The sequence below is a fragment of the Streptomyces sp. NPDC048419 genome (genome assembly GCF_043200415.1).
Lineage (GTDB): Bacteria > Actinomycetota > Actinomycetes > Streptomycetales > Streptomycetaceae > Streptomyces.
In genome coordinates this window covers 54,609-67,037 of sequence record NZ_JBICXT010000005.1, presented here as the reverse complement: position 1 = coordinate 67,037, position 12,429 = coordinate 54,609, and the positions used below count along the sequence as shown (strand labels likewise).

Below are 12,429 nucleotides of genomic sequence, written 5' to 3'. Positions count from 1 at the left end.
CGGCCGGTTGCCCGGCCGGGCCCCTTCGGGGTGCCCGTGGACCTGCGATGGTGCACCGATCGCCGGTCCTGGCGAACAGGCCCCGGATCAGGCCTTCTTGGTCTCCCAGAAGATCTTGTCGATCTGGGCGATGTAGTCCAGGGCCTTCTGGCCCGTGGCCGGGTCGGTCGAGGCCTTGGCGGCCGAGAGGGCCTTCAGGGCGTCGTTGACCAGCTGGTGCAGCTCCGGGTACTTCTCGAAGTGCGGGGGCTTGAAGTAGTCGCTCCACAGCACGGAGACGTGGTGCTTCGCGAGCTCGGCGCGCTGCTCCTTGATGACGGTGGCACGCGCCTGGAAGTGCGGGTCGTCGTTGCCGGCCATCTTCTCCTGAACGGCCTTCACGGACTCCGCCTCGATGCGGGCCTGGGCCGGGTCGTACACACCGCAGGGCAGGTCGCAGTGTGCGCTGACCTTGACCTTGGGGGCAAACAGGCGGGAAAGCATGAAGCATTCCTTCCTCGTGATCGTCTTCTCAGGTGCGACATTACTCCCTGGAGGAGCCGAATTCGCGAGTGCCCCCATGGGCTTAGGACAAAAGTCCGGGGTCAGACTGAGACTGGTGGAGGAACGTACCGGGGAGGTGCCGGGTATGCCGGAGCTGTCGCAGGAGATCGAGCGTGGGCGGGCGCTGCTGCCCTTCGGGTCGGCCGAGGTGACCGGACCGTCCATGGTGCCCACGCTCCACCACGGGGACCGTCTCGTGGTGCACTACGGGGCCCGGATCAGGCCCGGGGACGTGGTCGTCCTGCGCCATCCCTTCCAGCAGGACCTGCTCGTCGTCAAGCGCGCGGCGGAGCGCCGGGACGGCGGCTGGTGGGTGCTCGGCGACAATTCCTACGCGGGCGGCGACAGCACGGACTACGGGACCGTGCCCGAGGACCTGGTGCTGGGCAAGGTCCGCTTTCGATACCGGCCCCTCAAGGGCGATCAGCGCTCGCTGTTCGCGCTCGCCCGCTGGGTGCTGTCGGCCGCCAGGCCCGTACTGCCGGACCGGTCCGCCTCCAGGCGCTTGCGGGCGCGGTAGGCGGCCACGTTGGCGCGGGTCGCGCAGCGGTCGGAGCAGTAGCGGCGGGAGCGGTTGGTGGAGGTGTCCAGGTAGGCGTTGCGGCACGGCGCCGCCTCGCACAGGCCAAGACGGTCGACGCCGTACTCCGTCAGATGGAAGGCCAGGCCCATCGCCGCGATGGCCGCGAAGCCCGCGGTGGCGTTCGACGGGTGGTCCGCCAGGTGCATGTGCCACAGCGGGCGGCCGTCGTCGTCCCGGTGGTCGTGGCCCGAGATCTGCGGGCTCACCGGGAACTCCAGCAGCAGGGAGTTGAGCAGGTCCACCGCGAGCGTCTCGTCCCCCTTGTCCGCCGACTCGAACACGGACCTCAGCCGCGCCCGGACCGAGCGGAACCGCGTCACGTCGGCGTCGGTGGCGCGCCGGGCGGCCGACTGGTTGGCGCCGAAGAGTTCGCGGACGGCCTCGACCGAGGTCAGGGAGTCCTTGCCCCGGGCCGGCTCCTCGCTGTTCACGAGACGTACGGCGTAGTCCGAGTAATAGGCCAGTTCCACTTGTAGTCCTTACAGAGGCGCTCTATGGTCGTGTCCGGGAGGAGGTAACGGCTGCCTACACTCCCAGGGTATTACGCATGGGTGGAGAAGAGGGGATTCCATGACCACCACGACCGGAACCGGTACGACGGGCACGGACTGGCAGGCCTGGCAGGGGAGCTGGGACCGGCAGCAGGAGTGGTACATGCCGGACCGCGAGCAGCGGTTCGACATCATGCTCGACATGGTGGAGGCCTGCGTCGGTTCCGAGCCGCGCGTCCTCGACCTCGCCTGCGGCACCGGCAGCATCACGGCCCGGCTGCTGCGCCGCTTCCCGAAGGCCACCAGCACCGGGATCGACCTCGACCCCGCGCTGCTCGCCATCGCCCGCGGCACCTTCGAGGGCGACGACCGGGTCTCCTTCGTCGAGGCCGACCTCAAGGACCCGGCCTGGCCGGCACGGCTGCCGTACGGGACGTACGACGCGGTCCTCACCGCCACGGCCCTCCACTGGCTGCACAGCGACCCCCTGGCCGCCCTCTACGGTCGGATCGCGGCCCTCGTGCGCCACGGCGGCGTCTTCATGAACGCCGACCACATGATCGACGAGAGCACCCCCCGGATCAACGCGGCCGAGCGCTTCCAGCGCCACGCCCGCATGGATCAGGCCATGCGTGACGGCGCCCTCGACTGGGCGGAGTGGTGGCAGCTCGCCGCGCAGGACCCCGCCCTCGCCGGCCCGACCGCCCGCCGCTTCGAGATCTACGGCGACCACGCGGACGGGGACATGCCGTCGGCGCAGTGGCACGCGCGCGTGCTGCTGGAACACGGCTTCGGCGAGGCGCGGCCGGTGTGGTGCTCGCCGTCGGACACGTTGCTGCTGGCGCTGAAGTAGCCGGGCAGGAGGAAGGGGCGGTACGGAAGATCCGTACCGCCCCTTCCTCGCGTACCGCTTACAGCACCTTGGACAGGAACGACTTCGTGCGGTCGTGCTGCGGGTTCGTCAGGACCTCGCGCGGGTGGCCGGACTCGACCACCACACCGTCGTCCATGAAGACCAGCGAGTCGCCGACCTCGCGGGCGAAGCCCATCTCGTGGGTGACGACGATCATCGTCATGCCGTCCTCCGCGAGGTCCCGCATGACGTCGAGGACCTCGCCGACCAGCTCCGGGTCGAGGGCCGAGGTCGGCTCGTCGAAGAGCATCAGCTTCGGTTCCATCGCCAGGGCTCGCGCGATGGCGACGCGCTGCTGCTGACCGCCGGAGAGCTGGGTGGGGTATTGGGCCATCTTGTCGCCGAGGCCGACCCGGTCCAGCAGCCGCTGTGCCCGCTCGCGGGCGGCCGCCTTGGACTCGCGCTTGACCTGGACCGGCGCCTCCATGACGTTCTCCAGCGCCGTCATGTGCGGGAAGAGGTTGAAGCGCTGGAACACCATGCCGATGTCCCGTCGCTGCGCCGCCACCTCCTTCTCCTTGAGCTCGTAGAGCTTGTCGCCGCTCTGCCGGTACCCGACCAGCTGGCCGTCGACGTACAGCCGGCCGGCGCTGATCTGCTCCAGGTGGTTGATGCACCGCAGGAAGGTGGACTTGCCGGAGCCCGAAGGGCCGATCAGGCAGAACACCTCGCGCGGGTTGACCTCGAGGTCGATGCCCTTGAGGACGTGCGCGAGCCCGAACGACTTGTGGACGCCCTCGGCCTTGACCATCGGCTGGCCGCTCGTGCCCGGGACGACGTCCTTGGTGAGCCTGCTCATCGCGCCACCTCCGGGCGCCGGAACGAACCGAACATGCGCAGATTCTTCCGCAGTCGCTGCAGCGGGGTCGGCGGCAGATTGCGCGTCGAACCGCGTGCGTAACGGCGTTCGACGTAGTACTGCACGATGCTGAAGATGGTGGTCAGGAACAGGTACCAGATGCAGGCCACGAAATACATCTCGACGACCGCAAGGGAGGTGCTGGAGATGTCCGTGGCCTTCTTGATCAGCTCGGGCAGCTGAACCGCGTAGGCCAGCGACGAGGTCTTCAGCATGTTGATGAACTCGTTGCCGGTCGGCGGGACGATGACCCGCATGGCCTGCGGGAGGATCACGCGCCGCAGCGTCTGGCCCTGGGTCATGCCCAGGGCGTGCGACGCCTCGGTCTGGCCCTCGTCGACCGACTGGATGCCGGCCCGGACGATCTCCGACATGTACGCGGCCTCGTTCAGGCCGAGCCCCAGCAGCGCCGTCAGGACCGGCGTCATCACCTGGTTCATCTCGTCCTTGTAGAACCCGAGGTTCAGGACCGGGAAGACGAGCGAGATGTTGTACCAGAGCAGGAGCTGGACCAGGACCGGGGTGCCGCGGAAGAACCAGATGTAGAACCAGGACACGGTGCTGGTCACCGGGTTCGACGACAGCCGCATCACGGCGAGGATGATCCCGAGCGCGACGCCGAGCACCATGGCGAGCACCGAGATGTACAGCGTCGTCCAGGCGCCCTTCACGATGCCCGGGTCGAAGAGATAGTCGGGGATGACGCTGTAGTTGATCTTCGCGTTGGAGAAGGCCACGCCGATCAGCGCCAGGACGGCGATGACCAGGACGCCGGCCACCCAGCGGCCGTAGTGGCGCACGGGGATGGCCTTGATCTGCTCCGGCGGCACCGATGGCGCCGGTGTCTTGTCGACAGTGTCAGTCACGGTGACTGCCTTTCAGCGTTGCGTGAGGCTCAGGATCCGCCGTTGATCTTGGCCTCGGTCACCGCGCCGTCCGTGACGTTCCACTTCTGCATGATCTTGGCGTAGTCGCCGTTCTTGATGATCGCGCTCACCGCGGCCTGCAGGGCGTCGCGCAGCTGGGTGTTGTCCTTGCTGACGGCGATGCCGTACGGACCGGCCTCGATCTGGTCGCCGACGACCTCGAAGTCCTTGCCGCCGCCGGAGGTCTTCGCGTTGTAGGCCGCCACCGGGAAGTCGTTCAGGTCGGCGACGGACGCGCCCTGCTTCAGACGGAGCAGCGCCTCGGGATCGGTGTCGAAGGTCTGCAGGTTGATGGCCTTCTTGCCGTCCTTGGTGCACTTCGTGCTCTGAGCCTTGGCGATGCCCTCGGAGGTGGTGCCCTTCTGCAGGGCCACGACCTTGCCGCACAGGTCGTCGAGCGTCTTGATGCCCTTCGGGTTGCCCTTCTGGACCAGGATCGAGGTACCGGCGGTGAAGTAGTCGACGAAGTCGACGCCCTTGCCGACCTTCTTGCCCGTGTCGGAGTCGATGCCGTTCTGACGGGCCTTGGTGTCGTTCATCGCCGACATGATCATCCCGTAGCGCTTGGCCTGAAGGCCCACGATGAGGTTGTCGAACTTGCCGTTCTGGAACTCGAACTTCACGCCGAGCTGCTTGCCGAGCGCGTCCGCGATGTCGGGGTCGATGCCGACGGCCGTGCCGTTCTGCATGAACTCGACCGGCGGGTACGCGATGTCGGAGCCGACCTTGATGACGCCGGCCTTCTTGACGTCGGCGGGGAGCTTGGCGGCGAGGGGGGCCGAGGACGAGGACGTGCCCGAGCTGTTGCTGCTGCCCTTGTCGGTCTGGTCACCGCAGCCGGTGAGGATCAGGGTGCCTGCGACCGCGATCGCACCGACCGCTGCCAGACGGGTGCGTGCGGCGGTCGTACGACGGGTGGAGCTTGCGGTCATTTTGGGTTCCTCCGGCGGATGGGTGGAGTTGCCGATGGGTCGACGAGAACACACACCTTCGGGTGTCGCGACCTCGTGTGTTTACGGCATCTTGCCATTCGGACTCATCCGTTCAGGGGGGCAGCCATGTCAAAATCGGATAACGGGTGACCCCCGAACCGCCGCAGGTCGGTACAACATGACCGGACCATCTTCGGGAATCCGGCGTTCCGGCCGGAAGATCTTCGCCGTATCTCGGGATGCGGGAACGCACCCCGAGGTGTTGATCACTGTTCGGCGGCTGGTCAGGCATCCTTCGTGGACGTGTCCCCATATTTCGTGACGATTCTTGTCGCCGAGACGTGACCTTTCGGTCCCGAGATGTGACCTTGCACTTATTGGGCTCGTCCTCGGTACGGGTCGTCCGGTAAGAAGGTTCTTTACACCCCTCATCCGGGGCTCGGGGCGCGTGTGCGGCGCGCCCGTCGCGTATGACCCGTACGCATCAACAGATCGGGCATGCGCGGTCCCGCCCACCCCTCACCAGGAGTGGCCACCCTCAACCAATGAAGATCTAAGGGGTAAAACAAAGTGGCAGCGGAGATCGTCAATCCTCGCAGCGACAACAGTACGGATCAGGACGGGGCGGAGCCCCTCGATTCCTTCGATCCGGCGTTCGCGCTGCACCGCGGCGGCAAGATGGCTGTGCAGGCCACGGTGCCGGTCCGTGACAAGGACGACCTGTCCCTCGCGTACACACCCGGCGTCGCGCGGGTGTGCACCGCGATCGCCGAGCAGCCTGCGCTCGTCCACGACTACACGTGGAAGTCGTCCGTCGTGGCCGTCGTCACCGACGGCACGGCGGTGCTCGGACTCGGGGACATCGGCCCCGAGGCCTCCCTTCCGGTCATGGAGGGCAAGGCGATTCTCTTCAAGCAGTTCGGCGGCGTCGACGCGGTGCCGATCGCGCTCGCCTGCACGGACGTCGACGAGATCGTCGAGACGGTCGTGCGCCTCGCCCCGTCCTTCGGTGGCGTCAACCTGGAGGACATCTCGGCACCCCGGTGCTTCGAGATCGAGCGCAAGCTCCAGGAGCGGCTCGACATCCCGGTCTTCCACGACGACCAGCACGGCACTGCGGTCGTCACGCTCGCCGCGCTGCGCAACGCCGCGCGGCTGAGCGGGCGGGCGATCGGGGACCTGCGGGCCGTCATCTCGGGTGCCGGTGCGGCCGGTGTCGCGATCGCCAAGATGCTGATCGAGGCCGGCATCGGCGACGTGGCCGTCGCCGACCGCAAGGGCGTCGTCTCGGCGGACCGCGAGGACCTGACGCCGGTCAAGCGTGAGGTCGCCTCCTTCACCAACAAGGCCGGTATCACCGGGTCGCTCGAGGCGGCTCTGGAGGGCGCGGACGTCTTCATCGGCGTCTCCGGCGGCACGGTCGCGGAGAAGGCCGTCGCCTCGATGGCCGAGGGCGCGTTCGTCTTCGCCATGGCCAACCCGAACCCCGAGGTGCACCCGGACGTCGCGCACAAGTACGCGGCGGTCGTGGCGACCGGTCGTTCGGACTTCCCGAATCAGATCAACAACGTGCTGGCGTTCCCGGGCATCTTCGCGGGCGCGCTGCAGGTGCGGGCCTCCCGGATCACGGAGGGCATGAAGATCGCGGCCGCGGAGGCGCTGGCCGGCGTCGTCGGCGACGACCTCGCCGCGGACTACGTCATCCCGTCGCCCTTCGACGAGCGGGTCGCTCCGGCCGTCACGGCGGCTGTCGCCGCCGCGGCCCGGGCGGAAGGCGTCGCACGGCGCTGACGTGCCGTACGCCTGATGGCCCCGTCCTCATGGGCGGGGCCATTTTCTTTGCCCGCGCGCCCGCCCGTTCAGGTGATCGAACGGGCACGTCACCTTGGCAAGAGGGCGTGTGTCACAGCCCCCTTCCGTTCCGCCGGCTGCAAACGCCACCTATCGTCGACGGCATGTTCGCCGTCTACGCCGCCCGGATCGACCGCGACCAGCCGCTGAGCGGCCTCGAGTTGGGGGAGCGTCCCGCTCCCGAGGCCCGCCCCGGCTGGAGCACCGTCGACGTCAAGGCCGCCTCCCTCAACCACCATGACCTCTGGTCGCTCCGGGGCGTCGGTCTCCCGGACGACCGGCTGCCGATGATCCTCGGCTGTGACGCCGCCGGTGTCGACGAGGACGGCAACGAGGTCGTCCTGCACTCCGTGATCGGGCAGAGCGGTCACGGCGTGGGCCCCAAGGAGCCCCGCTCCATCCTCACCGAGCGCTACCAGGGCACCTTCGCCGAGCAGGTGGCGGTGCCGACCTGGAACGTCCTGCCCAAGCCCAAGGAGCTCTCCTTCGAGGAGGCCGCCTGTCTGCCCACGGCCTGGCTGACGGCGTACCGCATGCTCTTCACCAACGCGGGTGTACGGCCGGGCGACTCGGTCCTCGTCCAGGGCGCGGGCGGCGGTGTCGCCACGGCCGCGATCGTGCTCGGCAAGGCGGCGGGGCTGCGGGTCTTCGCCACCAGCCGCGACGAGGCCAAGCGCAAGCGGGCGCTCGAACTGGGCGCCGTCGAGGCGGTGGAGTCCGGTGCCCGGCTGCCGCAGCGCGTCGACGCCGTCATCGAGACCGTCGGCGCCGCCACCTGGTCCCACTCGGTGAAGTCGCTGAAGCCCGGCGGCACGCTCGTCATCTCGGGTGCGACGAGCGGTGACCGGCCCTCGCACGCCGAACTCACCCGCATCTTCTTCCTGGAGCTCAAGATCGTCGGTTCCACGATGGGCACCAAGGACGAGCTGGAGGACCTGCTCTCCTTCTGCGCCGCCACGGGCGTCCGCCCCGTCATCGACGAGGTGCTGCCGATGGACCGGGCGCGCGAGGGCTTCGAACGGATGGAGTCGGGCGGGCAGTTCGGCAAGATCGTGCTCACCAACAGCTGACGTTCTCCCTTTCTGCGGGCGGCGGGTTCGGGTTTCCGGGCCCGCCGTCCGCGTTTTCGCGGGCGCCCGTGTCAACCGGGGTTGACGAACCTCGGAATGTCAACGTAAGTTGACAGCATGACCGAAGCAACAGACCTCGCCGAGCGCGCCGGCGACCGTGATCCACGGATCGGGCTGCGCGCCGTCGCCGCACTGCGCCGACTGCTGGAGCAGCTGGAGGCGGTGCAGGTGCGCAGCGCGCGCAACCAGGGCTGGTCGTGGCAGGAGATCGCCGCGGAACTCGGGGTCAGCAGGCAGGCCGTGCACAAGAAGTACGGGAGGCATTGATGTTCGAGCGGTTCACGAAGGACGCCCGCGAGGTGGTGCAGGGCGCGGTCGGGCAGGCCGAACGGGCGGGGGCACCGTGCGTCGAGGCCGAGCACATGCTGCTCGCGCTGCTCGAACGGGAGGGCAGCCGCGCGTCGTTCGCCCTGGCCTCCCTCGGGCTCTCCGGTGAGCGCAAGGAGTCCGTGCGGGAGGCCGTCGCCGAGGCGCGGCGGCGGGCCGGGCTCTCCCAGGCCGACGCCGACGCCCTCGCCGGACTGGGGATCGACGTCTCGGAGATCGTCGCCCGGGTCGAGGAGGTGCACGGTGTGGGCGCGATGTCCGGCGACCGCAAGGACAAGGGCTGGTGGTCGGGCCGCCGTACCTTCGGCCGCGGCGCCAAGCAGGTCCTCGAAAGGTCCCTGCACACCGCCGTCGCCCACGGCGACCGCCACATCGGCGACGAGCACATCCTCCTCGCCCTCACCGACCGCCCCGGCGTCCCCGCCGAGGTCCTCGTGGGCCACGGGGTGACCCACGAGCAACTGATCCGCCTCCTGTACGGCGACGGGCAGGCGCAGGCGGGCTGAGCGGGCTCAGACCTTGGGCAGGCGCAGTATCGCGCCGATGTGTGCCGCCGCCGTCGAGAGATGGCGGCGTGCGTCGCGCAACTGCTCGTCGGTGACGCCGTGGTCGCGGGCCGTGTCACGGATGTCGTCGCGGAAGCGGTCGAGCAGACGGTCGAGGTCGCGGGCCGCGTCGCCGCTGGACTCCTCGTGCGCCCAGGCCGGTTCGTACTCGGCGGGGAAGTCCTCGGGGGTGTGCGAGTACTCCGGCCGGGGCGCCGAGGTGCCGGTGCCGCCCCGCCCGAACCCGAAGTCCTTGCCGAACTCCTTGCCGAAATCCTTCCCGAACTCGCCGAACTCCTTGGCCAGTTCGGTCAGGCCCTCCCGCACCCCCGTCGGCCAGTCGCCGCGCGTGAAGTGGTCCTGCACCTGCTCCTGCACCCGCCGGCCGATGCGCTGCAGCTCCTCCTGCGCCTGGGCCCGGGCCCGCTCCTGCGCCTCCTTGGCCTGGCGGCGGGCCCGCTGGGCCTCGTCGCGGGCGCGGCGGCTCTCGTCCTTGGCACGCCGGGCCTGCTCCTTCCACTCCTGCTTCACGCGCCGCATCTCCTCCTTCGCGGCGCGCCACGACTCCTTGTCGGCGTAGTCCGCGAAGTCGCCCAGGGCGCCATCCTTCTCGCCGCGCCCCTTGGTGCCACCGCGGCGCGCCTCGCTGGCCGCGGCCCGCATCTCGCGCCGCAGATCGCCCGCGGCACCCCGCACATCGGCCTGGATCTCGGCGGCGAGCTCCGCGACCGACTCGCGGATCTCCAGCTCCAGATCGGCCAGTTCGCCGCTGCGGTCGGCCAGTTCGGCGCGGCCGGCGTCCGTGATGGCGTACACCTTGCGGCCGCCCTCGGTGGTGTGGGTGACCAGGCCCTCGGCCTCCAGCTTGGCCAGCCGGGGGTAGACGGTGCCCGCCGACGGTGCGTACAGCCCCTGGAAGCGCTCCTCGAGGAGGCGGATCACCTCGTAGCCGTGGCGCGGGGCCTCGTCCAGCAGCTTCAGCAGGTAGAGGCGGAGGCGGCCGTGGGCGAAGACGGGGGGCATGTCAGAGCACCTTCTTGTCGGTCGTGCCGTCGGCCGGGGCGTCGGTCCCACCGTCGCCCGCGCCGGAACCGGAATTGTCCCCCGAGTCGCCGTGCGGTTCGTCCGCCGGGGTGCTCGCCGGACCGTCCTCGGCGGCCTTGTCCCGCTCCGCCGGCCGTATGTCCTCGGCAGGAATCTCCTCCGGGACGCTGTCCTCGGGGCCGGTGTCCTCGGGCTCGACGTCCCAGATGTCGTCCCCGGCCGGGGGCCTGCGGAGCAGGGCGATCGAGCCGGAGACCGTCGTCGCCTTCAGGGTGCCGTTGCCCGAGCCGAGCCGGCCGGTGATCCGCTTGGCGCCCCACTGGCCGCTGACCCGCAGATCCTCGAAGGCGTTGGAGACCGTGCCGCTCGCGGTGTTCGCCTCCACCTGCGCGTCCACCGGGTGGGGCAGCCGGATGGCGATCTCGCCCGAGACGCTGGTCAGGTTGATGTCGGTCGGGCGGCCTGCCGGATCGAGGTCGACGATCATCGAGCCGCTCACGGAGTCCGCCTTGACGGACGAACCCGCCTCGACGACGGTCAGATCGCCCGAGACGGAGTTGAACCGCAGGTCCCCGCTGAGCGCCTGCGCCTCCACGCTCCCGGAGACGGTGTCCGCGCGGACCGGGCCGGTCAGGCCCACCAGCGTGGTGTCGCCGGTGACGCCCTTGACCTCCGCGCGCCCCTCCAGCCCGGAGACCACGGCCGTGGCGCCGACGACGCCCACCTCGACGCGGGTGTCGGCCGGGACGGCCAGGGAGACGACGGCGCTGCGCCGCCAGCCCTTGCGGTCGAGCCACTTGAGGAAGCCCTTCCAGGGCAGGTCGTCGTAGGCCACGGTGAGGATGCTGCCCAGCTGGCTCACATGAAGGGGCGGGCCCTCGATCCGGGTGACTTCGAGGCGGGCGGAACCTTCGTCCGTCCCCACCACGTTCACCGTTCCGTTGACGATGCGTACGTGGAGCTCTCGCACCGGCTCGTCGAACGTCAGCTTCCTGGGTTCCGTGACGGACCACTCGGACATGGTGCAGACCTCCCCGTCGTAACGCGCCATATCGCGTCTTCTGCAATTCACGATATATCGCGGACGGAGAAAGTCAAGACACCCGTTCTGGTGACCCACGACTCCCCGAAAATGACCAAGGGTATGAATCGCCCTAGTTTGTGAGCATGTCGACGGAACACCCTCGCACCGGTCCGGCCGGTCCCACCGGCCCCGCACCCGGCGCCCTGCTGCTCTGCCGGGCGGCACCCGAATCCGTCGCCCTCGCCGCCCGTCTGCTGAGCGAGCCGATGCTGCTCGCCGGCGCCGGAGACACCTGGAGCGTCCTCGTCCCCGAGGGCGGGCCGTGGCGGGACGGCGGTGAACCCGTCGACCGCGTCCTGACCGGCTGGGCCACCGCGCTCGCCGTCGGCGCCCCCTGGCCCGTACTCGCGCTGTGGTGGGACGCCGACCGCGCCGGCTACACCCTGGCCTCCGGCTTCCGCCGTCCCGTCGGCTACGTCTGGCTGGCGAACGGCACCCCGGCGGGCGAGGACGAGGCGATGCGCACCTTCGCGGCCCGTCTGGGCCTGGACCCGGTGCTGGACGTACAGGCCCTGGACCACCTGACCAAGGCCGACCCCGGCGCCGACGCACGCGCGCGCCTGCGTGCCCTGCTCGCGGTCCTCACGCGCGCGGGGGTCTCCCTGCCCGCCGGCCTCACCCCCGGCGATCCCGCCGACCGCCTCCGTGAGGCCGCCGGCGCCCATCAGGACACCCGCGCCCTCGAACGCCCCGGCCTGCGCGAAGCGGTCCGCACGGAACTCGACGCCGTGCACAGCAGCCGCCTCGCCCCCTGGATGCCCTGGTCCGGCACCCCACGGTCCCGCGCCCTGGTCCTCGCCCAGGTCGCGACGGGTCTTCCTCTCACGGTGTGGGGCGTAAGGCGGCGCAGCGGGGGCTGGATCGCGGCGGGGCTGCTGTTGCTGGGGCACGGGGCGGCGGGGGTGGCGTACGAGCTGATGAGACCGCGCGACTGAGAGGCGTACGGGAAACGGGCGCCGAAAGGGCGCCCCACGGAGATGAACCGTCTACTCGTCGTCCTCGTCGTCCAGCCGTGCCAGCCACGTGGCCAGTCGCTCCACCGGCACCTCGAAGTCCGGGTTCAGGTCGACGAACGTCCGCAGCTGCTCGGCGAGCCACTCGAAGGTGACCTCCTCCTCGCCGCGCCGTTTCTCCAGCTCTTCGATGCCACGGTCGGTGAAGTACATGCCGTCCAGGATAAGTGCGCGCAAACGGCCGGGCC

The 12,429-nt window shown here is 69.7% G+C and carries 15 protein-coding genes; 7 read left to right on the top strand and 8 right to left on the bottom strand.

Annotation, left to right across the window (positions count from 1 at the left end; all coding sequences use genetic code 11):
• Positions 1-87: 87 nt before the first annotated feature.
• Positions 88-483, bottom strand: a complete 396-nt coding sequence (sodN, locus tag ACGFYN_RS13060) for a superoxide dismutase, Ni (protein WP_023546844.1) — start codon at positions 481-483, stop codon at positions 88-90.
• Between the two features lie 145 nt (positions 484-628).
• Between sodN and sodX the strand changes: the two genes are divergently transcribed.
• Complete coding sequence (gene sodX, locus ACGFYN_RS13055) at positions 629-1,063, top strand: nickel-type superoxide dismutase maturation protease (protein WP_393866255.1); 435 nt, start codon at positions 629-631, stop codon at positions 1,061-1,063.
• Here sodX and ACGFYN_RS13050 read toward each other — a convergent pair.
• A complete protein-coding gene (locus tag ACGFYN_RS13050; RefSeq protein ID WP_393865878.1) occupies positions 967-1,596 on the bottom strand; it encodes a CGNR zinc finger domain-containing protein in 630 nt (209 codons plus the stop codon). The genes sodX and ACGFYN_RS13050 overlap by 97 nt on opposite strands.
• A gap of 100 nt (positions 1,597-1,696) precedes the next feature.
• On the opposite strand from ACGFYN_RS13050, the gene ACGFYN_RS13045 reads away from it, so the two are divergent.
• Entirely contained in the window at positions 1,697-2,470 is a 774-nt protein-coding gene (locus tag ACGFYN_RS13045) for a class I SAM-dependent methyltransferase (RefSeq protein ID WP_393865877.1), read from the top strand.
• A gap of 58 nt (positions 2,471-2,528) precedes the next feature.
• Here ACGFYN_RS13045 and ACGFYN_RS13040 read toward each other — a convergent pair whose 3' ends face one another.
• Genes ACGFYN_RS13040 through ACGFYN_RS13030 form a run of 3 tightly spaced genes read right to left on the bottom strand, consistent with a single transcriptional unit; the run spans position 2,529 to position 5,247 of the window.
• Positions 2,529-3,329, bottom strand: coding sequence for an amino acid ABC transporter ATP-binding protein (locus tag ACGFYN_RS13040; protein ID WP_393865876.1), 801 nt, complete (start codon positions 3,327-3,329; stop codon positions 2,529-2,531).
• The gene (locus tag ACGFYN_RS13035; RefSeq protein WP_393865875.1) at positions 3,326-4,255 is read right to left on the bottom strand and encodes an amino acid ABC transporter permease; all 930 of its coding nucleotides are present in this window, start codon (positions 4,253-4,255) and stop codon (positions 3,326-3,328) included. Before ACGFYN_RS13035 ends, ACGFYN_RS13040 begins: the two co-directional genes overlap by 4 nt.
• Before the next feature lie 29 nt (positions 4,256-4,284).
• A complete protein-coding gene (locus ACGFYN_RS13030) occupies positions 4,285-5,247 on the bottom strand; it encodes an ABC transporter substrate-binding protein (protein ID WP_393865874.1) in 963 nt (320 codons plus the stop codon).
• A gap of 570 nt (positions 5,248-5,817) precedes the next feature.
• On the opposite strand from ACGFYN_RS13030, the gene ACGFYN_RS13025 reads away from it, so the two are divergent.
• From ACGFYN_RS13025 to ACGFYN_RS13010, 4 genes are all read left to right on the top strand, one after another.
• Positions 5,818-7,038, top strand: coding sequence for an NADP-dependent malic enzyme (locus ACGFYN_RS13025; RefSeq protein ID WP_393865873.1), 1,221 nt, complete (start codon positions 5,818-5,820; stop codon positions 7,036-7,038).
• Between the two features lie 164 nt (positions 7,039-7,202).
• Complete coding sequence (locus ACGFYN_RS13020) at positions 7,203-8,168, top strand: zinc-binding dehydrogenase (protein ID WP_393865872.1); 966 nt, start codon at positions 7,203-7,205, stop codon at positions 8,166-8,168.
• A 117-nt stretch (positions 8,169-8,285) separates the two neighbouring features.
• The gene (locus ACGFYN_RS13015) at positions 8,286-8,495 is read left to right on the top strand and encodes a helix-turn-helix domain-containing protein (RefSeq protein WP_067439455.1); all 210 of its coding nucleotides are present in this window, start codon (positions 8,286-8,288) and stop codon (positions 8,493-8,495) included.
• Positions 8,495-9,061, top strand: coding sequence for a Clp protease N-terminal domain-containing protein (locus ACGFYN_RS13010; protein WP_393865871.1), 567 nt, complete (start codon positions 8,495-8,497; stop codon positions 9,059-9,061). The genes ACGFYN_RS13015 and ACGFYN_RS13010 overlap by 1 nt, the downstream gene beginning before the upstream one ends.
• 6 nt (positions 9,062-9,067) lie before the next feature.
• Here ACGFYN_RS13010 and ACGFYN_RS13005 read toward each other — a convergent pair whose 3' ends face one another.
• Together ACGFYN_RS13005 and ACGFYN_RS13000 are read right to left on the bottom strand one after the other, a co-directional pair.
• Positions 9,068-10,123, bottom strand: coding sequence for a helix-turn-helix transcriptional regulator (locus ACGFYN_RS13005; RefSeq protein WP_393865870.1), 1,056 nt, complete (start codon positions 10,121-10,123; stop codon positions 9,068-9,070).
• 1 nt (position 10,124) lies between these two features.
• Positions 10,125-11,165 (bottom strand): DUF4097 domain-containing protein, encoded by a 1,041-nt coding sequence (locus ACGFYN_RS13000; RefSeq protein ID WP_393866254.1) that lies wholly within the window; start codon positions 11,163-11,165, stop codon positions 10,125-10,127.
• A 146-nt stretch (positions 11,166-11,311) separates the two neighbouring features.
• Here ACGFYN_RS13000 and ACGFYN_RS12995 point away from each other — a divergent pair, with 146 nt between their 5' ends.
• The gene (locus tag ACGFYN_RS12995) at positions 11,312-12,163 is read left to right on the top strand and encodes a hypothetical protein (protein ID WP_393865869.1); all 852 of its coding nucleotides are present in this window, start codon (positions 11,312-11,314) and stop codon (positions 12,161-12,163) included.
• A 51-nt stretch (positions 12,164-12,214) separates the two neighbouring features.
• Here ACGFYN_RS12995 and ACGFYN_RS12990 read toward each other — a convergent pair whose 3' ends face one another.
• Positions 12,215-12,394 (bottom strand): DUF6104 family protein, encoded by a 180-nt coding sequence (locus tag ACGFYN_RS12990; RefSeq protein WP_003992906.1) that lies wholly within the window; start codon positions 12,392-12,394, stop codon positions 12,215-12,217.
• Between the last annotated feature and the right edge of the window lie 35 nt (positions 12,395-12,429).